Source organism: Halorubrum trapanicum (genome assembly GCF_002355655.1).
Lineage (GTDB): Archaea > Halobacteriota > Halobacteria > Halobacteriales > Haloferacaceae > Halorubrum > Halorubrum trapanicum_A.
Genome location: NZ_AP017569.1, coordinates 352555 through 373400, shown reverse-complemented (window position 1 = coordinate 373400; position 20846 = coordinate 352555). Strand labels below are relative to the sequence as shown.

Here is a 20846-nt window from a genome sequence, read left to right as displayed (position 1 = left end):
GGTTCGGCAGAATGGGGAGGTGAAAACGGCTACGCGACGGCGACGCCGTTGCGCGTGAGGTAGTCGCTCGCGGCCTTGATCTCGACCGGGCTGCCGATGATCCGGTACTGTTCGGCCGTCTCGACGACGGTGACGGTGAACCGGGCTTCGAGGGACTCTCGGTGACCGTCGAGCGCGCGGCGCGGGAGGACGATCTGCGTGCTGTCACGGAGGCTCGACGGGTCTGGCATTCGGCGTGGGTTGGGATTATTCGGCGCCGATATAACCGTGTCGAAGTATCGGCGGTCCAACCACTCCTACGGCGACGATCCGTCGGTTCGCGGAGCGCGGTCGGGCGGTCTAGTCCGCGCCGCCGGGCGGGCGGTGCGGTCCGCGCCGCCATGCGGGCGGTTCGAAGGAACACCTTTAACGAGCCGACCGGCCGAGAGACGGGTAATGGGACTGGAGGAGGAGATCGAGGACCTCCGCGAGGAGATCGCCGAGACGCCCTACAACAAGTCCACCGAGGCTCATATCGGGCGTCTGAAGGCGAAGCTCGCGGAGAAGAAGGAGAAGCTGGAGAACCAGTCCTCCGCCGGCGGCGGCCACGGCTACGCGGTCGAGAAGCACGGCGACGCCACGGTCGCCCTCGTCGGCTTCCCGAGCGTCGGCAAGTCCACCCTCATCAACGCCCTCACCAACGCCGACAGCGAGGTCGGCTCCTACGAGTTCACCACCCTCGACGTCAACCCCGGCATGCTGCAGTACCGCGGCGCGAACATCCAGATCCTCGACGTGCCGGGGCTGATCGAGGGCGCCGCGGGCGGGCGCGGCGGCGGGAAGGAGGTGCTCTCGGTGGTCCGGACCGCGGATCTGGTCGTGTTCATGCTCTCCGTCTTCGAGATCGAGCAGTACGACCGCCTGCGCGAGGAGCTGTACGCGACGAACATCCGCCTCGACACCGAGCCGCCGAACATCAACATCCGGAAGACGCACAAGGACGGGCTCGGCGTGACGATGAGCGACGACGTGAGCTTAGACGAGGAGACGGTCAAGCAGGTCCTCCGCGAGTACGGCTACGTCAACGCGAAGGTGACGATCCCCCACGACCTCACGATCGACGAACTCGTCGACGCCGTGATGGACAACCGGGAGTACCTCCCCTCGATGGTCACCGTCAACAAGGCGGACCTCATCGACAAGAGCTATCTCCCGACGGTGAAGGAGGAACTGCGCGAGCGCGACCTCGACCCCGACGACGTGCTCTTCATCTCGGCCGAGAAGGAACTCGGCCTCGACGGGCTCAAGGAGCGCCTCTGGAAGGAGCTGGGCGTGATTCGGATCTACATGGACAAGCCGGGACGCGGCGTCGACTACGAGGAGCCCCTCATCCTCTTCGAGGGCGACACCGTCGGCGACGCCTGTTCGAAGCTCGGCGGCGAGTTCGACGAGCGGTTTAAATTTGCGCGGGTGTCCGGCGACAGCGCGAAACACGACGACCAGCAGGTCGGGAAGGGGCACGAACTCGCCGACGAGGACGTGCTCCGGATCGTCGCTCGGAAGTAGACTTTTAAATAGACGTGACAGCGCTATCGCATCAGGCGCTCCCCGATCGGTTATAAATAGCTGCCAGTCGATCGACGGCGAACACCGCCGAAGCCCCCAGCCGCGAGGAGCTTCGGCGACGGACGTCTCATCGTGACCTTTCTTCCATCGACGGCGTGAGTGCTCTGTGCGGTCGCGAGTCGTCGACGGCGCTCCCGGCGCGGCCGAAGGGCACTCCGCCGCCGAAACGCACACCCCTCTCCGGCGCGTAGCGATCGGCGTGTACGCCGGACTGAAAAACACTCCCTGCTGTCTGTGCGGCCGGGACGACACCCACACCCGGATCGCCGTGCCGCCGCGCGCGCTCCGGCTGATGGAGAACGGCGGGCCGATCGCGTGGCGTGACGTGGTCGGCACCGTCACCCTGCGCTTCTGCGCCGACGACTGGGACCTCGTGAGCGACCTCGCGATCGAGATGGACACACACCCCCTCTCGCGGTGTAACGCGGCGCACGTCTCCCTGGACCTCCGCGAGGACCACGAGGCGCTGCTGTCGGCGACGAAGGCCGAGACGGACCAGACGGAACTGGAGGCGCGGCTCGCGAGTGAGGCTGAGGCGACCCTCGACGCGGTCGACGACCCCTACACCGAGGAGCGCGACGTGGTGGAGGCGATCGTCGTGTTGCGCGCGTTGGAGGAGCTCGGCGTTCGAAACGGAGCTGGCCGGGGCGCCGAGGCCGCCCCCGGAGCCGGAGAGTCGACGCCCGCGGACGACGACTGACCCGGCCGCGTCACCGCCTGATCTCGAACTCGTCCTCGCCCTCCGGCTCGCCGTACTCGACGTCGACGTCCTCGACCTCGGCGGCCTCGCTTCCGGTCTCGCACCACGCCACCATGTCGCGGACGTCTCCCTCGGGACCCTCGAAGACGGCCTCGACCCGGCCGTCGTCGAGGTTCCGCACCCAGCCGTCGACGCCCGCCTCGCGGGCGGCGTCGCGGGTGCTCGCTCGGTAGAAGACGCCCTGAACGCGGCCGGAAACGAAGACGTGCGCGCGAACGCGGTCGGTCATCGCTCGGTCGTGCGACCGCCTGCTTGTTAAACGGCCCGCCCGCGACCGACATTCGACCGACCCGCGCCCGCAACCGACGCCTACTAACTCCCGGGCGCCGAGGTGGGCGACATGGACCTGTTCGGAACCGCCGGGATACGCGGCGGCGTCGAGGAGCGCGTCACGCCGGCGCTCGCGCTCGCCGTCGGGCGAGCCGTGGCCGCCGAGATCCGATCGCGAAGCGAGGGGTCGCCCTCCGAGTCGAGCCCCGAACCCACGGTCGTCCTCGCCCGCGACGGCCGGGTGACCGGCCCGGCGCTCGCGGCCGCGATGGAGGCCGGGCTGGCCGCCGGCGGCGTCGCCGTGCGCCGCGCCGGGCGACTCCCGACGCCGGCGCTCGCGCACGCCTCGCGCGGTCGCTACGGCGTGATGCTCACCGCCTCGCACAACCCCCCGACCGACAACGGGATCAAGCTCTTCCGCGACGGGACGGAGTTCGACCGCGACGCGGAGCGCGCCGTCGAGTCGCGAGTCGCCGACGAGGAGCCGGTCGCCCCGTGGGACGAGTGGACCGAGGCGACCCGAGCCGATCCGCTCGGCGACTACCTCGACGACGTGCGCGAGTACGCGGCGGGATTCGGCGCCCCCCTCGACGGCCTCCGGGTCGCGGTCGACTGCGGCAACGGGATGAGTGCGCCCGCGACGCCGACCGTCCTCCGCGAGCTCGGTGCCGACGTCGTCACGCTCAACGGCAACGTCGACGGTCACTTCCCCGGCCGCGGGAGCAAGCCGACGCCGGAGACGCTCGCCGACCTCCGCGCATTCGTCGCGGACGCCAACGAGGGCGTCGAGAACCCGGGGCGGCCGACGGGCGACCGGAGGGACGGCGACGGCGCTGAGGGAGGCGACGACGGGGCAGGCGAAGCGGGCCATGCCGAGGGGTTCGCCTTCGGCATCGGCCACGACGGCGACGCCGACCGGATCGTGATCGTCGACGCGGACGGCGAGGTCGTCCACGAGGACACGGTGCTCGCGGTGCTGGCGGAGCGGTACACTCGGACGAGCGACGCGGCGGACCCGGTCGTCGTGACGACGCCGAACGCCTCCGGCCGGATCGACGAGCGCGTCCGGGAGGCCGGCGGGCGCGTCGAGCGCGTGCGACTCGGCGCGCTCCACGAAGGGATCGCGGCCGTTCGGGAGGAAGCCGGCACGGCCGGCGCGCTCGGCGAGGCCGGTGCGGTCGGCGAGGCGGGCGCCGCCGGGGAGGTCGGCGCCGAGACGCGCGTCGTGTTCGCGGCCGAGCCGTGGAAGCACGTCCACGTCGCCTTCGGCGGGTGGATCGACGGGGTCGCCTCCGCGGCGGTGATCGCGCGCCTCGTCGCCGACGAGGGGCTCGACGCGCTCCGAGAGCCGGTCACAGAGCGCCCGTATCGGAAGGTGAGCGTCTCGTGCCCCGACGACGCGAAGGAACCCGTGATGGACAGGCTGGAGACGGCGCTGCCGGACGCGTTCCCCGACGCCGCGGTCGACACCGACCACGGCGTCCGGCTGGAGTTCGAGGACGGCTCGTGGACGCTCGTGCGACCCTCGGGCACGGAGCCGTACGTGCGCGTGTACGCCGAGAGCGACGACGTCGACGCCCTCGTCGCCGAGGTCGAGGGCGTCGTCGAGGACGCGGTCGCGGCGGCGTAGGTCGGGCCGACGGTCCGGGCGCGGTACTCCGTCGATCCCGTCGCCACGTTCACGACCGTGTAAAATTCGGATTCGTGGATCGGATCACGGGGATCGGCGGGGATTTTGCCCGGTATTCGGCCGAGTCCCTTCACGAACGTGTCACATCGCTGCCCTCGGAACGACGAATTTATGCCGCGTTCCGACGGGGATAGGAACGAGATGACATCCGACTTCGATCGGCGGCGGTTCATCAAGGCGGCAAGCGCGGCGGGCCTGGTCGGCCTCGCCGGATGTAGCGGCGGCCCGAGTGAGGGCGGAGACGGATCAGACGGCTCGACCGACTCGGACGGCTCCGACGGGTCCGACGGCGAGAGCGCCCCGGCGGCGAACGTCGGGATGGTGTACGCGACCGGCGGCCTCGGCGACGGGTCGTTCAACGACCAGGCCCAACAGGGCGCGCTCGAAGCGGAAGAGGAGCTGGGCATCTCGTTCGGAGAGGCCCAGCCGGACGAGGTGGCGCAGTTCAGCACGTTCCAGCAGCAGTTCGCGAGCTCGACCGACCCGAACTACGACCTGGTGTGTTGTATCGGCTTCCTCCAGGCCGACTCGCTCTCGGAAACCGCCGAGTCGTACCCCGATCAGGACTTCATGATCGTCGACGAGGTCGTCGAGGCGGACAACGTCGCGAGCTACACGTTCCGGGAGCACGAGGGGTCGTACCTCGCGGGCCTGATGGCGAGCCTGCTCACCACCCGCGACTTCTCGGCTGGCGCCGGCTCCACCCAGGGCGACTCCACGAACCTCGGGTTCGTCGGCGGCGTCGAGTCCTCCCTGATCCAGAAGTTCCAGGCCGGCTTCCAGGCGGGCGTCGCCGCCGGCGCCGACGACGTCGACGTCAGCGTCAACTACACCGGGAGCTTCAGCGATCCCGCTGCGGGTCGCGAGGCGGCGAATTCGATGTACAACAGCGGCGCTGACATCGTCTACCACGCCGCGGGCAACACCGGCACCGGCGTGTTCCAGGCCGCACAGGAGCAGGGGAAGTTCGCGATCGGCGTCGACCGCGACCAGTCGATCACGCGCCCCGACTACGCCGACGTCATCCTCGGGAGCATGGTCAAGCGCGTCGACACCGCCGTCTACAACGCGATCGAGGCGACCGTCGAGGGCGAGTTCCCCGGCGGCTCGAACATTACGCTCGGGCTCGACAACGACGGCGTGGCGCTCGTCTACGGCGACCAGCTCGGCTCCGAGATCCCCCAAGAGGTGCGCGACGAGGTCGCGAGCGCCCGGGAGGACATCATCGCCGGCGATATCGACGTTCCCTCGTCGCCCTCGGACACGTAGGGCTCCACGGACCGGCCGCCGCCGTGGGGCGCGTCGCGCGGTCCGACCCATATCCAAACATATTCACGCCCCCTCGAACCAGAGAGAACCAGACAATGGCCACAGCCGTCCACCTCGACGGGATAACCAAGCGGTTCCCCGGCGTCGTGGCGAACGACGACGTCGACCTCGAGGTCGAACGCGGTACCGTACACGCCCTCCTCGGCGAGAACGGGGCCGGGAAGACGACGTTGATGAACGTCCTCTACGGCCTCTACGAACCGACGTCGGGAGAGGTTCTGCTCGACGGGGAGCCGAAGGCGTTCGGCTCGCCGCGGGACGCGATCGACGCCGGCGTCGGGATGATCCACCAGCACTTCATGCTCGTTGACCCGATGACCGTCACCGAGAACATCACGCTCGGCAACGAGCCGCGGAAGTGGGGCGGGCTCGCCGTCGACCGAGACGCGGCCCGGGAGGCCGTCGTCGACCTCTCCGACCGGTACGGCTTCGACGTCGACCCCGACGCGCGGATCGAGGACGTCTCCGTCGGGGAACAGCAGCGCGTCGAGATCCTGAAGGCGCTGTACCGCGGCGCCGAGACGCTGATCCTAGACGAGCCGACCGCCGTGCTGACGCCGCAGGAGGTCGACGAGCTGTTCGAGGTGCTGGAGGAGCTCACCGCGCAGGGGAAGACGATCATCTTCATCACCCACAAGCTGGGCGAGGCGATGCGCGCGGCCGACGAGATATCCGTCCTCCGGGACGGGCGGAAGGTCGGGACCGTCGACGCCGACGGGACGAGCCAGGAGGAGCTCGCGGAGCTGATGGTCGGCCGCGAGGTGCTCATGGACGTCGATCACGGGGCCGCGGAGACGGGCGACGTCGTCGCGTCGGTCTCGGACGTCGTCGTCGAGGACGACCGCGGCGTCCGGGCGGTCGACGGCGTCTCCTTCGACGTGCGGGGCGGCGAGGTGTTCGGGATCGCCGGCGTGGACGGCAACGGTCAGTCGGAGCTCGTCGAGGCGGTGACCGGGCTCCAGTCGGTCGACGCGGGCGAGGTCCGGTTCCGCGACGAGGACGTGACGACCGCGTCGCGGCGCGAGCGGATCGACGCCGGAATGGCGTACGTCCCCGAGGACCGTCAGGAGCGCGGGCTGGTGATGGAGTTCGACCTCGTCGAGAACGGGCTGTTGGGGAGCCAACACGACCCGGAGCTCGCCGCCGGCGGCCGGATCGACTGGCCGAGGACGCGCGACCGCGCGGAGGCGATCATCGACGAGTACGACGTCCGGCCGCCGGACGCCGACGCGGACGCGGAGTCGCTCTCCGGCGGCAACCAGCAGAAGTTCATCGTCGGTCGGGAGTTCGAGCGCGACCCGGAGCTCGTCGTCGCCTCGCACCCGACGCGCGGCGTCGACGTCGGTTCGATCGAGTTCATCCACGAGCGGCTGCTGGAGCTCCGCGAGCAGGGCGTTGCGGTCCTCCTCGTCTCCTCCAAGCTGGAGGAGGTACAGGGACTCTCGGACCGCTTAGCGGTCATCTACGAGGGCGAGTTCATCGACGTGGTCGACCCCGACGAGACGACCGAAGAGGAGCTCGGCCTGCTGATGGCGGGCGAGCGGCCGGGGGGCGACGCCGGGGACGGCGAGCCGACCGCGACCGACGTCGACGCGGCGGTCGACCCGGACGCGGGAGGCGGGGACCCCGACGAGACGGAAGGCGGCGGCTCCGGCGAGCGGGATCGGGACGAGCCGGTCGACAGCGCGGACCCCACGGACGGTGAGCGGGCGTGAGCGCCGCCGACCGCGTGCGGCAGGCGCTCTCTCGGCTCGCCACGGCGTCCGCGACCGAGCGGATCCTGATCAGCACGGCCGCGCTCGTGCTCTCCGTGCTCATCGGCGCGGTGCTCGTTCTCGTCGCCGGGCGCATGACGACCTGTACCGCCGGCGAGGCGGTGTACTACTTCGGGACCGGGTTCTGTTACGACCCCGTCGTCGTGTTCGACCGCCTCTTCCTCGGGGCGCTGGGCGACCCCCTCAGCGGGGGCTGGTCGCCGAACGGGCAGTTCGCGGTCACCCTCCGCGAGACGACGCTGCTGATATTCACCGGGCTCTCCGTCGCCTTGGCGTTCCGCGCCGGGATCTTCAACATCGGAACCCAAGGCCAGCTCGTCGTCGGGGGGCTGGCGACCGCGCTCGGCGTCCTCTGGGCGTCGTCGCTCGTGTCGGGCGTCGTCGGGACCGTCGTGCTGATCCCATTCGGGCTCCTCGTCGGGGCGGTGTTCGGCGGCCTCTACGGCGCGATCCCCGGCCTGTTGAAGGCGTACGCCGACGCCAACGAGGTGATCACGACGATCATGCTCAACTTCATCGCGACCGGCGTCGCGCTGTATCTGGTCAGCGGCGTGTTCAAAGACCCCGAGAGCGCTGCCAACCAGACGGTCCCCCTCCCCGAGTTCGCGCAGTTCCCGGCGGTGCTGTTCGGCGCGCGCCAGGACTTCTCGCTGGTCGCGCTGGCCTTCGGGCTGCTCGCGCTCGGCGCGCTGTACTACGTCCTCGAACACACGGCCTTCGGGTACGACGTGCGCACGAGCGGCGTCCAGCCCGAGGCGGCCGAGTACGGCGGCGTCGACGCCAAGCGCACCGTCGTCGCGAGCCTGACGCTCTCGGGCGCGCTCGGCGGGATCGCCGGCGCGATGTACGTGATGATGGTGCTCGGCACGTTCCAGACGGGGATCCCCTCGTACGGCTTCGACGGGATCACCGTCTCGATCCTCGCCGGGAACAACCCGCTCGGCGTCGGGATCGCCGCGCTGCTTTTCGGCGTGCTGAAGAGCGGGACGACGGTCGTCCAGTTCGCCACCGACGTCCCGCCGCAGCTCGTCGGGGTCCTCCGCGGACTGATCATCCTGTTCGTGGCGATGCCGGAGTTCTTCCGGCTGCTGGCCCGCGGGTTCCCGGGGACCGGACGGAAGCCGGAGGCGGCCGCGACCGACGGCGGCGTCCCGACCGACGGAGGTGAGACGGATGAGTGACGCGTCCGCCGACGGTTCGGCGACCGAGTCGGGCCCCGAGCGGGAGTCGATCTTCGAGCGGTACTCGGCCCGCGCGCTCTTCGCCGGCGCGACGGTCGCCGCGGTGGTCGCGCTGCTTCTCGCCGGGCTGGTCTTCCCGGACTCGGTCGCCGGGACGCTCGCGGACGCGCTCACGAGCCGGTTCACGCTCGCCTCGGCGCTGCGGCTCTCGGTGCCGATTGCGTTCGCGGCCCTCGGGGGGATCTTCGCGGAGAAGTCCGGCGTGATCAACATCGGGCTGGAAGGGCTCCTGATCATCTCGGCGTTCAGCGCCGTCTACGTCGCCGACGTCACCGGCGGGGTCTGGGTCGGCTACGCCGGGGGAGTGGTCGCGAGCACGCTGCTCGCGGCGCTTTTCGCCGTCGTGACGATCGGGTTCCGGGCGGACCAGATCATCGCCGGGCTCGCGGTGTGGCTCATCGCGCTCGGGCTCGCCCCGTTCGCCTCGCAGGTGTTCTACGGGAGCCCGAACTCCCCGACCGTCGCGACGACGGGGTCGATATCGGTGCCGGTGCTCGCCGACATCCCGTTCTTCGGCGCGCTGTTCTCGGCGTCGCCGTCCGTGTACATGCTGTTCGTCGCCGTCGCCGGGTCGTGGTACGTGTTCGAGCGGACCGCGTTCGGCCGGTGGATCCGCGCCAGCGGCGAGAACCCGAAGGCGCTCGACACCGCCGGCGTGAGCGTCACCCGCGTCCGGTACGCCGCGGTGCTGATCTCGGGCGCGCTCGCGGGGATGGGTGGCGCGGCGCTGTCGCTCGACCTCGGGCTGTTCACCGGGAACGGCCCGACGATGGTCAACGGGAAGGGGTTCATCGCCATCGTGGCGTACCTGTTCGGCAACTACAATCCGGTCGGGACGTTCTTCTCGACGATGCTGTTCGCGGGGTTGGACGCGCTCCAGACCGTCCTCCAGACGCAGGGGATCGGGGTCCCCCGCCAGCTCATCCGGATCACGCCCTTCGTGGTCGTCATCGTCGTGCTCGCGCTGGTCGGTCGGACGCGGCTCCCCGAGGCGGCGGGCGAACACTACGAGACCGAGGAGTAATCGAAGCTGTCGAGCGGTTTTCCACGCTGGTCCGCTCCGGCGCTTTCTCGCGGCCGGCTCACGTCGGAACGCGTCCGCCGTCAGTCCGACGCTCCCGTCTCGTCGGTCGGCGACGGTAGCCGCAGGTCGGCGAACGCGTCGGTGTCGCCGACGCCCGTGACGACTTTCACCTCCTCGGTGATCGGCACCCCGACGCAGGAGAGGCGCGCGTTCGTCTCCCGGATCTGCTCGTCCGAGAGGATCGACTGTCCCGGCATCGCCACGTCGCCCTCGACGACGACCACGGCGCAGTTCGAGCAGGCGCCGCCGCGGCACGCGTACGGCCACGACCGCCCGCCGCGCTCGGCGGCCTCGAGGATCGACTCGTCGGGCTCGACGAGGAAGCGGCCGTACTCCGGGAGGTCGAGGTCGGCCTCGGCCGCCTTCTCGAAGAGGCCCTCGTCGTCGAGCGACCAGCCGCGCTCGGTAAGCGTCTCGTGGTCGAGGTGGTAAACGGTCGACGGCGACCCGGTCCGCACCGGCTCGACGGACCCCTCCGCGTACCGCCGGACCACGTCGGCCGCCTCCGGGACCGGTTCGTCGGCGAGGCCGTCGAACCAGTCGCGGACCGTCGACGGCGCGAGGTTCGACTCGGCGGCGACCGCCTCGACGTCGACCCCTTCGAGGCGGGCGACGGTCGAGACGAGCCGCCCGGAGTCGAGCGCGTCGACCGTCTCCTCGACCCACTCCTCCGAGCGGCCGTACCACGAGGCGAGCTCCGCCGTGCCGATCCCTCTGTCGTACGCGACGGCGACCATCAGCGCCGCGGTCGCCTCGGCCGACCGGACCTCCGGGAGCCACGCCCGGAGGCGGTCGGCGTCGACGTGTTCGAGTTGGCCCATGTCCCTGTCGTTCGCTTCGAGGCCGTTAAACGTCGAGCCTGAACAGTTAGGCACGGGTTCGGATCGGTCGAGGAGCGGCGAATGAGGACAATCCGTTCCCGGAGATCCGACCGAAACGGGAGCAAAGAGTTTTGCCGGGGGCACGACACGGTCCGGTAATGGATATCGACGAGTACGACGTCGTCGTGGCGGGCGCCGGCACCGCCGGCTGCTACGCCGCCGCGACGATCGCGAACGAGGGGCTCGACGTCGTCATCGTCGAGCGGAAGGACGAGGAGGAGGCCGGCCACATCGCCTGCGGCGACGCCCTGAAGGGGGCCGACGCCTTCCCGGAGGCGATCCCGAAAGACCGGCTCGAACCCGCGTTCACGAACACGGGCGTCGACCACGGCCGCTTCGAGATCCCGCAGGAGGACACGGTCCTCGAGATCCCGGTCCCCGGCGAGCTCGCCGTCATCGACCGCTGGGAGTACGGCCGCCAGATCATCGCCGGCGCCGAGGACGCCGGCGTCGACTTCCACTACGACACCGTCATCAACGACGTGTTACAGGACGAGACGGGCCGCGTCACGGGGCTCCACGCGGTGCGAAAGGGCGAGCCGCGGACGTACGCGGCGGACGTCGTGATCGACGGCGCCGGGTCGCTCTCGCTGCTCCAGGACAAGGCCGACTTCGAGGGGACCACCTTCGACACGAACGTCCGCTACTCGCAGTTCTGCTCCGCCTACCGCGAGATCGTCGAGGTGCCGGAGCCGGTCGAGTGGGACGACGCCTTGGTGTTCAAAGCGACCGACCGCGCCGCGGGGTACCTCTGGTACTTCCCGCGGACGGCGACGGAGATCAACGCCGGGCTCGGCTTCCAGATGACCGAGGAGCCGATGCAGCTCGTCGAGTCGCTGAAGGAGGACCTCCGGGACCGACCCGAGTTCGAGGGCGCGGAGGTGCGCGACAAGCTCGGCGCCGCGCTGCCGACCCGACGCCCGTACGACTCGGCGGTCGCGCCCGGCTACATGGCGGTCGGCGACGCCGCCGGCCACGTGAACCCGACGACCGGCGGCGGCATCGCCGGCGCGGCGTACGCCGGCAAGTACGCCGGCGAGCAGGCGGTGAAGGCGATCTCCGACGGCGACGTGAGCGAGGAGAACCTCTGGCGGTACAACGCCCGCGTGATGGACCACTTCGGCGGGCGCTACGCCGGCCTCGACGTGTACAACGTCCTCTCGACCGCGGTCGACGTCGACGACCTGATGGGCCTGCTCGCGTCGCTGCCGGGCGAGAAGCTCGCGGAGGCGCTGTACGAGGGGTCGACCTCGATGTCCTTCGGCCTGAAGGTGAAGGCCGCGGTCAAGTCGTTCGGCTACTGGGGGACGATCCGGAACTTCTACCAGACGAAGTCGCTGGCGGACGAGCTGATCTCCCACTACGACGAGTACCCGACGAGCCCCGCCGCGATGGCCAACTGGACCCGCGAGCGCGACGACATCATGGACCGCGTCTACGAGACGACCGGCGCCGACGCGAAGTACTGAGCCCGTGAGCGGCTACCGACTCACTACCGTCGAGACGGTGCGCGAGGAGGGATCGTGGGCGTTCACCGCCCGCGAGGGCGACGAAGACCGCGAGGTGTTTCTCGTGCCGTGCGCGGACGAGCCCGAGGGTAGCGAGGAGCAGCCCGTCCGCGCGTGGATCAACCGCTGTACCCACGAGGAGCAGCGACTCCACCGGGAGGGGGTTGGCGCCGTGACGCGGGGCGGCTCCGTCGTCTGCCCGAAGCACGGCTCGGCGTTCGATTCCTGTGAGGGCTCCTGCGACAACGGCGAGGCCGCGGGCACGACGCTCCGCTCGATCGACGTCGAGGTGCGCGACGGCGCGGTGTTCCTCACCGACGACGACCTCACGTACCTCTACGAGGGGTTACCCGACGACGAGGGCGACGACGACGGGCCGGCGTCGAGTTCGCACCTGACGTTCTGAGTTGCGAAGATCCGAGAGGCAGACTCGTGGTCGGCTCTTTTTAAATAGGCGACTGCGGGGGTGACGTTCATCGAAGCCCCAGCCGTGAGGCTGTACGGTTTTATTTATAAGTGACCGTGCGACACCAACACCGACACCACCGAAGCCCCAGCCGTGAGGCGGGCGCACGCTCGCTGCGGTCCTCGTCGCTCACTTCGTTCGCTCCTGCGGTCCTTACGTCGCCTGCGCCCGCCTCACGGCTGCCCCTTCGGGTCCCGCCCCGCACAGCACCGCAGCCTCACACCTCCCCAACCTCGTCGGTCGCCGTCGCTTCGCTCGGCGACCGACTCCCTCGCGTGTGCGACTCGCGCCCTACGGGCGCTCGTCGGCACGCGCCACCGCATTCATTTATAAAGGTCGTCGAAGGGGTTTTTAAATACTGGTCAGAAAAGCGCTCCGGACCCCTATGGCCGCGTCTCGGCGACCCGCCGGATCGCGCCGGCGATCACGTCGATACCGATCGCGATGTCGTCCTCGACGACGTCGAAGTCGCTCGTGTGGTGGCCGCCGGGGTGGTCGGTGCCGACGCCGAGGTAGCAGGCGAGCCCGCCCTGCTCCTGGACGTAGTTCATCAGGTACGTCGCGTCCTCGGAGCCGCCGAGCTCGTCGCTGTCGACGATGTTCGTGACGCCGGCGACGTCGCTCGCGGACTCGCCGACGAGTTCGGCGAGCGCGTCGTCGCTCGTCGCGCTGGGCGCCTCGCCGAGCGTCGATACCTCGACCTCGCAGTCGTGCATCTCCGCGGCCGAGTCGAGGACCCGGTCGGCGTGGTCGGACATGTACTCGGCGAGGTCAGTCGTCTGCCCGCGCACCTCGCCCTCGATGTACGACTCCTCGGGGATGATGTTCGTCGCGGTGCCGCCGCCGACGAGCCCGGCGTTCACCCGCGTCGGGCCGTCCGCGTGCCGCGGGATGGCGTAGAGGTTCTGGATCGCGGCCGCCATCGCCTGAACCGTGTTCCGGCCCTGCTCGGGGCGCGCGCCGGCGTGCGCGGGTTCCCCCGTGAACTCGGCGAGGAAGTGCCGCACCGCGAGGAACCCCTCGATGCCGCAGACGACCTCGCCGGAGGGGTGATCTAAGCCGACGTGGACCGCGTACAGGTAGTCGACGTCGTCGAGGTGGCCCGACTCGGCCATCGGCTTCCCGCCGACGATCTGCTCTTCGCCCGGCTGGAAGAACACCTTCAGCGTGCCCGAGAAGTCGGAGTCGAGGACGGCGTCGAGCGCGCCGAGCCCCATCGTCGCGTGGGCGTCGTGACCGCAGGCGTGCATGAACCCCTCGTGTTCGGAGCGGAACCCCTCCCCGACCGGGACGTGGTCGCCCGACTCCGACTCCGTGATCGGGAGGCCGTCGATGTCGACGCGCAGGCCGACCACGGGGCCGTCGCCGCGCTCGACGACCGCGACGCAACCGGTGTAGCCGCCGGAGAGCTCGTCGAGAATCTCGGGGTCGGCGCCCGCCTCGCGGGCCCGCTCCTCCCACTCCGCCAGTTCCTCGTCGTCCGGGACGTTCAGGCGCTCGTCGGCCGCCAGCGCGTCGGGCCCGACGTGGAGCTCCGTCAGGTCGCGCTCGCGGAGGGCCTCGACGATGCGGGCGGTGGTGTAGAACTCGCGCCACGCGGGCTCGGGGTGGCGGTGGAGGTCGCGGCGGAACGCGCGGTACTCGTCGCTGTCGAGAGCGCTCATACCACCCGGTGGCCCGGCGACCGCTTAAACGATCGCCTCGCGGAGAGCGACGCCGGCCGACGCGCTCAGAGACCGCCCGCCCGGGCTCGGGTCACTCCTCCGCCGTCCCCATCCGCTCCGAGTAGTCCCACGCGTGGAGCCGCTCGGGTTCGATACGGATCTCCACCTCGTCGCGCTCGGGCCGCAGGAGCCGGTCGGCGGTCGCGTTGTCGGTCCCGCCGAGGTACTTCGTCAGCAGCGACCGCAAGAGCCGCTTGTCCTCGTCCGGGACGACCGTCGCGCGGCCGCGACCGCGGACCCCTTTATAAGGTGGGTCGTTCGTCGACACGTCGAACGAGACCTCGTCGTCGTGTTCGACGAACTCCACGAGGTCGGCGCTCGCGCTCGTCGCGCACCGGATAGCGCCGGCGTGGTCGTCGGAACCGCGTTCGGCGTCGGGCCCGCTCCCCGCGTCCGGGTCCCACGCGAACCACAGCGAAACGATCCAGGGGCGATCGCTCGGCGTGCGGCAGCCGAGGCGGACCGGGACGCGCGCGGCGCCGAGGTACTCGTCGACGCGCTCGCGGTCCCACGGGCCGGTCGGGTCCATACCGATCCCTCGGCCGCGTTCCGCCTAACAGTTGCGGCGAAGCGCTCGGACGGCGGTCCGCGAGACGCCACCCGGCCGACCGCGGAACACAAGAGAATTGACCGTCCCCGCGCGAGTGGTGGTATGACCGACTACTTCGAGGTCCACGAGCGCGACGGCGCCGCCCGCCTCGGGGCGGTCCGCCTCGCCGACCCCGTGACGACGCCGGCGCTCGCGGGCCCGTTCCTCGACGACGCCGGCAGCCTCTGGGCCGGCGACCGCGAGGTGCCCGACGGCGACGAGAGTGCGCTCACGGTGCTGCCGCACCGGTCGTTCCCGGCCGGCACGCGCGACGAGGTCCGCGAGTCGTTCGCGGTCGAGCATCCGGACGCCGACTTCCCCTCGGCCGCGGTCGTCGACAGCCGGAGCGCCCGCGACCTCGGCGCCGACGCGTACCTCCTCTCGGACGCGAAGGGGTTCGTCGGCCACGGAGAGGCGTTCCGCGACGCGATCGTCCGGGCGAAGGGAAGCCTGCCGCCCGACGCCGCGCTCGGCCTCTCAGGGGTCGCCACGCCGCGGAACGTCGCGCTGCTCGCGTACGCCGGCGTCGACCTCGTCGACGAGACGCTCGCGCGGACGAAGGGCACGCAGGGGATGTACCTCACCGCCGACGCGGAACACTTCCTCGAGGACCTCGACGAGCTGCCGTGCGCCTGTCCGGCCTGCGCGACGCCCCGAGAGGAGTTCACGCGCGCCGACTGCGCCGACCACAACGTCAACGCCCTCCGCGCCGAACTCCGCCGCGTCCGCGAGCGCATTCGGGCGGGTCGCCTGCGCGACTACGTCGAGGGGCAGGCCCGCCACGAGGGGTGGCTCACGGCCGCGTTCCGCGAGTTCGACGACCAGTGGGGGTACCTCGAAGAACGGACGCCGCTCATGCGCGACGCCGAGGTGACGGCCGCGTCCGCGGAGACGCTCGACCGCGTCGAGATCCGGCGGTTCGCCGACCGCGTCACGAGCCGCTACCGCAATCGATTCACCGACCAGCCGCTCGTGCTCGTCCCCTGCTCGGCGACGAAGCCGTACAGCGACTCCCAGAGCCACCGCCAGTTCCACGACGCGATCCAGTGGCGCGGCCACACCGTCTCGATGACCTCGCCCATCGGCGTGGTCCCGCAGGAGCTGGAGACGACCTACCCCGCCCAACACTACGACTCGGTCGTCACCGGCGACTGGAGCGAGGACGAGATTTCGTTCGTCGCGGAGGTGCTGCGGCGGTACCTCGAACGCAACGACTACTCGCGCGTCATCGCGCACGTTCCCGAGGACGGCTACCGCGAGATCTGCGAGCGCGTCGAGGGCGCGGTCGACGTCGAGTTCGAGTACACCTGCGTCGACCACCCGACGACCGACGAGTCGCTCGGCGAGCTGAACGCCGCCCTTCAGGGCGAGCCCGCCTACAGCAAGCGCGAGCGCGAGCACAACACCGTCCGCGCCATCGCCGACTACCTGCTCGGCGACGGCGCAGGCGACGACCTCTTCGGCGGGCTCGGCGCGGCCGGCGGGGACGGCGTCGAGACAGCGCGCTACGGCGGCGAGGCCGACGTGCGAACCACCGGGCGCTACCCGAAGCTCCAGGTGTGGGGCGACGACCCCGACGCCGGCCGCGAGGGCGAGCCGGGCGAGCAGCTGGCGACGATGGTCCCGCAGTACGGCACCCTCTCCTTCACCCTCGACGGCGCGCGCCGGTGGGTGGAGAGCGACGCGCCGACGAAGCGGGTCGAGATCGACGGGTTCGTCCCGCACGGCTCCGTCCTCGCGCCCGGCGTCGTCGACGCGGACGACGAGATCCGGGTGGGCGACGAGGTCGTGATCGAGGGGCCGAAGGCGTTCGCGGTCGGCCGCGCGGCGATGTCCGGCCCGGAGATGGCGGGGGCGACGCGGGGGGTCGCGGTCGAGGTTCGGCACGCCGACGAGAAGTGACCGAGCCCCGAAAGACGACGCGGTAGCGGTCCTACGCGCTGTTTTTCTGGACGTACTCGCGGGCTGCCTCCCGGATGACGTCCTCCGGGCCTTCGACGCACTCGCGTCGGAGGTCGGGGTATTGTCCGTCGAGCTCGCGGGTAACGTACCCGTCGAGGTCGGCGACTGCCTCGACCGACATCCCGTCGAGGTGCTCCGAGAGGAGGCTGGCGACGGCGCGACTGACCGCACAGCTCCGGCTCTCGAAGGCGATTTCCTCGATGCGGCCGTCGGCGATCGCGACGTGGAACTCGCCGTCGTCGCCGCAGGTCGTCTCCTCGGAGGACTTCACGAACGTCGGATCGGTGAGGGCGCCCGGGTTACGGGGGTGGTGGTAGTGGTCGCTGATGAGATCGTGGTAGCGGTCGGAGGCGAGGTACGCGTCCAGGTCGTCGCGCGCGGAGTCGACCACGTCGAGGAGGCGGTCGACGTCTGCGCGGGTGTTGTAGACGTAGAACGACGCCCGCGCGGAGCCGGGGATGTCGAACCGGTCGTGGAGCGGCTGCGTGCAGTGGTCGCCGGCGCGGATGGCGATGCCTCGATCGTTGAGGAGGCTGGAGAGGTCGTGCCCGTGGACACCCTCAACATTGAATGAGACGAGGCCGGTACGCTCCTCGCCGACGCCGGGGCCGTACGTCTGGACGAACTCCCGGTCTGCGAGCTCTCGGAGGAGGTACTGCGCGAGCTCGTTCTCGTGGTCGCGGACGGCGTCCATCCCCAGCTCCTCCAGGTAGTCGACGGCCGCGCCGAGCGCGATGCCCTCCGCGATCGGCGGCGTGCCGGCCTCGAACTTCCAGGGCAGTTCGTTCCACGTCGAGTCGGTGAGCGTGACGTTCCGGATCATCTCTCCGCCGAACAGGAACGGGTCGAGCTCCGCCAAGATCTCGCGTTTCCCGTACAGTCCCCCGATGCCGGTGGGGCCGGCGAGCTTGTGGCCGCTGAACGCGAAGAAGTCCGCGTCCATCGCCCCCACGTCGACGGGCCGCGTCGGGGCGGACTGGGCGCCGTCGACGACCGCGTACGCGTCGTGGTCGTGTGCGAGGGCCGCGAGGTCGGCAACGGGATTGACCGTCCCGAGCACGTTCGAGACGTGGGGGACAGAGACGACCGCGGTGTCGTCGGTGACGAGGTCGCGGGCGGCGTCCATGTCGAGGTGGCCGTCGGCCGTGACGGGAATGTGGCGGACGGTCGCACCCGTGCGCTCGGCGATCTGCTGCCAGGTGACCAGCGAGGCGTGGTGGTCCATCTCCGTCGCGACGATCTCGTCGCCCTCGCTGAGACGCCGGCTGAGACCGTACGCGACGAGGTTGATGCTCTCGGTGGTGTTCTTGGTGAAGACGATCTCCTCGCGGCCGTCCGCGCCGAGGAAGTCGGCGACGCGGTCGTGCGCCTCTTCGTAGGCGAGCGAGGCCTCGTGGCTGAGCTCGTGGATCCCCCTGTGGATATTCGCGTTGTACCCCGCGTAAAACTCCTCGAAGACGTCGTACACCTGCTGGGGCGTGTGCGTGGTCGCGGCGTTGTCGAGGTAGGTGAGCGGATGCCCGTTCACGCGTCGGTCGAGCACGGGGAAGTCCGAACGAACCGCTTCGGCATCGAAACTCATGTAACTACCAAGAGATCAGTTCTATTTAAATAACTCCCAGATGATATTGGTACTCGATAACGCGGTCGACGGCGGCTACATGGCCGACGAGATCGTCCACTTCCTGCCCGACGCCCGCGTGTACAACTACCCGAACGAGGACGGTGACCCGGCCCTCGATAACGTGGACGGCGTCGTCATCGGCGGCAGCGAGGTCGGCGTGTACGACGAGCCCGACCAGCCGTGGATCGCGGCCCAGAAGCGGTTCGCGCGCCGGCTCGTCGAGGAGGGCGTCCCGACCCTCGGCATCTGCTTCGGCCATCAGATTCTGAACGCCGCCCTCGGCGGCGCGGTCGCGGACAGCGGGACCTCCCGCCTCCGGCTCCACGACGCCGAACTCGACGCCGACGAGCCGCTGTTCGACGGCGTCGAACCGAGCGTGCCCGTCCTTCACTCCGACGTCGTGACGGAGCTCGGCGACGGGATGGAGGTCATCGGGCGCGCGGACTACTACGAGTACTTCGCCACGCGCCACCGCGACCGGCCCGTCTGGTCGGTCCAGTATCACCCCGAATTCACGCCTCGGATCACAGACGAGTACGACGACTGGGAGGCGGCCGACGGCTCCTTCGAGGACTCCACCGCCACCCGGACGCTCGCCAACTTCGCGGACCTCGTCGAGTCGTCCGAGAGCGAATCGTAGCGTCCACTCCACTTCTCCGGGACGGCAACCGCAGACGACTCGCGTCGAAAAGCCGCCGGACGACGGGTCAGCGGCTCAGTCGTCCGCGGTCGCCCCGGGGCGGTACGCCTCGCTGATCTTCTTCCACTTCCCGGAGCGGAAGCGGAGGTAGTTGATCGCGGCGGGGATCGTCGTCTCCGCCATGAACGCGAGGTACAGGCCCCACAGTCCGATCGCGGGCAGCGCGACCTGCGGGAGCGTGACGCCGACTAGGGGGAGGTCGATCGCCGGCGTCGCGTCGTGCGCGCCGACGTACGCGAGGGGAATCGACACGCAGAACATCCCGAGGAACTGGCTCGCGAAGGGGATCTTCGTGTCGCCGGCGGCGTCGAGCGGGCCGGCCGCGCCGCCCGAGACGCCCTGGAAGATCACCGCCGCGCAGGCCGCGTACACGAGGTTGACGGCGATCGGGATCTCCGGGCTTTCGGGCGACTGGGCGAACAGCGAGACGATGTCCGTCGCGAAGACCGCGATCAACACCGCGGAGACCGCGTACGTCGCCACCGAGAAGCGGATGATGTCGCGGGCGTACGCCTCGGCCTCCTCGGGGCGCTCGACGCCGAGCTCCTGCCCGACGAGGCTGGAGGAAGCGAGGCCGAACCCCCAGCCGGGGGTGTTCATGATCCCCCAGATGCGGCGGGCGATGACGAACGCGGCCACGGTGTTCTCGCCGAACACGTCGAGGATGGCGAGCATCGGGAACTCCGCGGCCGTCCAGACGAGGTTGCGCGCGCCGACGGGCACGCCGATCTCGACGAGGTCGCGGAGCATGCCGGGGTTGAGGTACGAGCCGGTCGCGTCGATCGCGACCGGGAACTCGCCGACGAGCGGCGCGCTCCCGCGGACGAGGCCGACGGTGAACCCGGCGACCGCGAGCACGTTCGAGAGGACGGTGCCGACCGCGGCGCCCTCGACGCCCCAGCCGAGGCCGAAGATGAACAGCGCGCTGAGGACGATGTTCGCGACCGCGCCGCCGGCGCGGACCTGCATCGCGGTGTAGGCGTCGTCGCAGCCGACCAGCACGCGGCTGCCGACGAGGTTGAGCGCGGCGAAGGGGACGCCGAGCCCGACCACGCGGAGGTAGTCGGCGCCGTAGGCGATCGCCGCCTCGTTGCTGCTCAGCACGTCGATGAACGCCGGCGCGTACAGCCAGAACGCGCCGCTGACGGGGACGCTGATCGCGATCACGAGGAGGACGCTCGACCGGACCGCGTCGCCGAGCTCGACGAACGCCTCGGCGCTGTACCGCTGGGAGACGAGGGCGATGGTGCCGCCCGCGACGCCGCCGCCGAGCGCGAACGCGAGCCCCCAGTACGGGCCCGCGAAGCCGACGCCGGCGACGGCGCTGGTGCCGACCGCGACGCCGACCATCGCGACGTCGACCGCGTTCTTCGACATCCGGGCGATACCCGTCACGATCCGCGGCCACGCGAGGTCGGTGGTCCGGACCACGCGGTGGCGGTCGATCAGCCCGACCCTCGCGAGTGCGAAGCCGATGTATAAGATTAGCAGCCGGAACGGGTTCGGGAGGTCGGCGACGTACGAGATCAGCGCGCGGAGGGAACTCGGAAGGCGAGACACGGCGGGTGCGCCCCTTTCCCGCTGGCGGCTAAAGGGGTTTCGTCACGCGGCAGGCCGTTCCGGATCGCGGGGTCGGCG

18 protein-coding genes are annotated in these 20846 nt (G+C 70.3%); 11 read left to right on the top strand and 7 right to left on the bottom strand.

Annotated features, from left to right (window positions below; all coding sequences use genetic code 11):
• Positions 1 to 29: 29 nt before the first annotated feature.
• On the bottom strand, positions 30 to 230 hold the full coding sequence (locus tag CPZ01_RS01780; protein WP_096393146.1) for a VNG_1110C family protein: 201 nt from the start codon (positions 228 to 230) through the stop codon (positions 30 to 32).
• Between the two features lie 205 nt (positions 231 to 435).
• On the opposite strand from CPZ01_RS01780, the gene CPZ01_RS01775 reads away from it, so the two are divergent.
• Together CPZ01_RS01775 and CPZ01_RS01770 are read left to right on the top strand one after the other, a co-directional pair.
• Positions 436 to 1545 carry an OBG GTPase family GTP-binding protein gene (locus tag CPZ01_RS01775; RefSeq protein ID WP_096393145.1) on the top strand — a complete coding sequence of 370 codons (1110 nt, stop codon included), beginning with the start codon at positions 436 to 438 and terminating at the stop codon, positions 1543 to 1545.
• Positions 1546 to 1804: 259 nt separating this feature from the next.
• Entirely contained in the window at positions 1805 to 2305 is a 501-nt protein-coding gene (locus CPZ01_RS01770) for a hypothetical protein (RefSeq protein ID WP_096396089.1), read from the top strand.
• 10 nt (positions 2306 to 2315) lie between these two features.
• Here the strand turns inward: CPZ01_RS01770 and CPZ01_RS01765 are convergent, their stop codons facing one another.
• Positions 2316 to 2594 (bottom strand): acylphosphatase, encoded by a 279-nt coding sequence (locus tag CPZ01_RS01765; protein ID WP_096393144.1) that lies wholly within the window; start codon positions 2592 to 2594, stop codon positions 2316 to 2318.
• 111 nt (positions 2595 to 2705) lie between these two features.
• Here CPZ01_RS01765 and CPZ01_RS01760 point away from each other — a divergent pair, with 111 nt between their 5' ends.
• The 5 genes from CPZ01_RS01760 to CPZ01_RS01740 all read left to right on the top strand — a co-directional run bounded on the left by CPZ01_RS01760 (position 2706) and on the right by CPZ01_RS01740 (position 9694).
• Positions 2706 to 4265: a phosphohexomutase domain-containing protein gene (locus CPZ01_RS01760; RefSeq protein WP_096393143.1), complete on the top strand. Its 1560-nt coding sequence runs from the start codon at positions 2706 to 2708 to the stop codon at positions 4263 to 4265.
• Positions 4266 to 4466: 201 nt separating this feature from the next.
• Positions 4467 to 5594 carry a BMP family lipoprotein gene (locus CPZ01_RS01755; RefSeq protein ID WP_096393142.1) on the top strand — a complete coding sequence of 376 codons (1128 nt, stop codon included), beginning with the start codon at positions 4467 to 4469 and terminating at the stop codon, positions 5592 to 5594.
• Between the two features lie 95 nt (positions 5595 to 5689).
• Positions 5690 to 7369 carry an ABC transporter ATP-binding protein gene (locus CPZ01_RS01750; RefSeq protein WP_096393141.1) on the top strand — a complete coding sequence of 560 codons (1680 nt, stop codon included), beginning with the start codon at positions 5690 to 5692 and terminating at the stop codon, positions 7367 to 7369.
• Positions 7366 to 8610 carry an ABC transporter permease gene (locus CPZ01_RS01745; protein ID WP_096393140.1) on the top strand — a complete coding sequence of 415 codons (1245 nt, stop codon included), beginning with the start codon at positions 7366 to 7368 and terminating at the stop codon, positions 8608 to 8610. Before CPZ01_RS01750 ends, CPZ01_RS01745 begins: the two co-directional genes overlap by 4 nt.
• The gene (locus tag CPZ01_RS01740) at positions 8603 to 9694 is read left to right on the top strand and encodes an ABC transporter permease (protein WP_096393139.1); all 1092 of its coding nucleotides are present in this window, start codon (positions 8603 to 8605) and stop codon (positions 9692 to 9694) included. Before CPZ01_RS01745 ends, CPZ01_RS01740 begins: the two co-directional genes overlap by 8 nt.
• An 80-nt stretch (positions 9695 to 9774) precedes the next feature.
• Here the strand turns inward: CPZ01_RS01740 and fer are convergent, their stop codons facing one another.
• A complete protein-coding gene (gene fer, locus CPZ01_RS01735; protein ID WP_096393138.1) occupies positions 9775 to 10575 on the bottom strand; it encodes a ferredoxin Fer in 801 nt (266 codons plus the stop codon).
• A 158-nt stretch (positions 10576 to 10733) separates the two neighbouring features.
• Between fer and CPZ01_RS01730 the strand changes: the two genes are divergently transcribed.
• Positions 10734 to 12104 carry a geranylgeranyl reductase family protein gene (locus CPZ01_RS01730; RefSeq protein WP_096393137.1) on the top strand — a complete coding sequence of 457 codons (1371 nt, stop codon included), beginning with the start codon at positions 10734 to 10736 and terminating at the stop codon, positions 12102 to 12104.
• A gap of 4 nt (positions 12105 to 12108) precedes the next feature.
• Entirely contained in the window at positions 12109 to 12549 is a 441-nt protein-coding gene (locus CPZ01_RS01725; protein WP_096393136.1) for a Rieske (2Fe-2S) protein, read from the top strand.
• A 443-nt stretch (positions 12550 to 12992) separates the two neighbouring features.
• On the opposite strand, the gene CPZ01_RS01720 is transcribed toward CPZ01_RS01725, so the two are convergent.
• Both CPZ01_RS01720 and CPZ01_RS01715 read right to left on the bottom strand, forming a co-directional pair.
• On the bottom strand, positions 12993 to 14273 hold the full coding sequence (locus CPZ01_RS01720; protein WP_096393135.1) for an amidohydrolase: 1281 nt from the start codon (positions 14271 to 14273) through the stop codon (positions 12993 to 12995).
• 91 nt (positions 14274 to 14364) lie between these two features.
• Entirely contained in the window at positions 14365 to 14862 is a 498-nt protein-coding gene (locus tag CPZ01_RS01715) for a pyridoxamine 5'-phosphate oxidase family protein (RefSeq protein WP_096393134.1), read from the bottom strand.
• A gap of 123 nt (positions 14863 to 14985) precedes the next feature.
• On the opposite strand from CPZ01_RS01715, the gene arcS reads away from it, so the two are divergent.
• The gene (gene arcS / locus CPZ01_RS01710) at positions 14986 to 16824 is read left to right on the top strand and encodes an archaeosine synthase subunit alpha (RefSeq protein ID WP_096393133.1); all 1839 of its coding nucleotides are present in this window, start codon (positions 14986 to 14988) and stop codon (positions 16822 to 16824) included.
• Positions 16825 to 16855: 31 nt separating this feature from the next.
• On the opposite strand, the gene CPZ01_RS01705 is transcribed toward arcS, so the two are convergent.
• Positions 16856 to 18466 (bottom strand): SufS family cysteine desulfurase, encoded by a 1611-nt coding sequence (locus tag CPZ01_RS01705; RefSeq protein WP_096393132.1) that lies wholly within the window; start codon positions 18464 to 18466, stop codon positions 16856 to 16858.
• Positions 18467 to 18506: 40 nt separating this feature from the next.
• Here CPZ01_RS01705 and CPZ01_RS01700 point away from each other — a divergent pair, with 40 nt between their 5' ends.
• Positions 18507 to 19148 carry a type 1 glutamine amidotransferase gene (locus tag CPZ01_RS01700; protein ID WP_096393131.1) on the top strand — a complete coding sequence of 214 codons (642 nt, stop codon included), beginning with the start codon at positions 18507 to 18509 and terminating at the stop codon, positions 19146 to 19148.
• A 75-nt stretch (positions 19149 to 19223) separates the two neighbouring features.
• Here the strand turns inward: CPZ01_RS01700 and CPZ01_RS01695 are convergent, their stop codons facing one another.
• Positions 19224 to 20768, bottom strand: a complete 1545-nt coding sequence (locus CPZ01_RS01695; RefSeq protein ID WP_096393130.1) for an MATE family efflux transporter — start codon at positions 20766 to 20768, stop codon at positions 19224 to 19226.
• Between the last annotated feature and the right edge of the window lie 78 nt (positions 20769 to 20846).

Bases quoted from the DNA above. Each gene is read 5' to 3' on its own strand.
- CPZ01_RS01740 (WP_096393139.1), top strand. From the start codon at position 8,603: ATGAGTGACGCGTCCGCCGACGGTTCGGCGACCGAGTCGGGCCCCGAG.
- arcS (WP_096393133.1), top strand. From the start codon at position 14,986: ATGACCGACTACTTCGAGGTCCACGAGCGCGACGGCGCCGCCCGCCTC.
- CPZ01_RS01775 (WP_096393145.1), top strand. From the start codon at position 436: ATGGGACTGGAGGAGGAGATCGAGGACCTCCGCGAGGAGATCGCCGAG.
- CPZ01_RS01715 (WP_096393134.1), bottom strand. From the start codon at position 14,862: ATGGACCCGACCGGCCCGTGGGACCGCGAGCGCGTCGACGAGTACCTC.
- CPZ01_RS01760 (WP_096393143.1), top strand. From the start codon at position 2,706: ATGGACCTGTTCGGAACCGCCGGGATACGCGGCGGCGTCGAGGAGCGC.
- CPZ01_RS01780 (WP_096393146.1), bottom strand. From the start codon at position 230: ATGCCAGACCCGTCGAGCCTCCGTGACAGCACGCAGATCGTCCTCCCG.
- fer (WP_096393138.1), bottom strand. From the start codon at position 10,575: ATGGGCCAACTCGAACACGTCGACGCCGACCGCCTCCGGGCGTGGCTC.
- CPZ01_RS01705 (WP_096393132.1), bottom strand. From the start codon at position 18,466: ATGAGTTTCGATGCCGAAGCGGTTCGTTCGGACTTCCCCGTGCTCGAC.
- CPZ01_RS01755 (WP_096393142.1), top strand. From the start codon at position 4,467: ATGACATCCGACTTCGATCGGCGGCGGTTCATCAAGGCGGCAAGCGCG.
- CPZ01_RS01765 (WP_096393144.1), bottom strand. From the start codon at position 2,594: ATGACCGACCGCGTTCGCGCGCACGTCTTCGTTTCCGGCCGCGTTCAG.
- CPZ01_RS01720 (WP_096393135.1), bottom strand. From the start codon at position 14,273: ATGAGCGCTCTCGACAGCGACGAGTACCGCGCGTTCCGCCGCGACCTC.
- CPZ01_RS01700 (WP_096393131.1), top strand. From the start codon at position 18,507: ATGATATTGGTACTCGATAACGCGGTCGACGGCGGCTACATGGCCGAC.
- CPZ01_RS01750 (WP_096393141.1), top strand. From the start codon at position 5,690: ATGGCCACAGCCGTCCACCTCGACGGGATAACCAAGCGGTTCCCCGGC.
- CPZ01_RS01730 (WP_096393137.1), top strand. From the start codon at position 10,734: ATGGATATCGACGAGTACGACGTCGTCGTGGCGGGCGCCGGCACCGCC.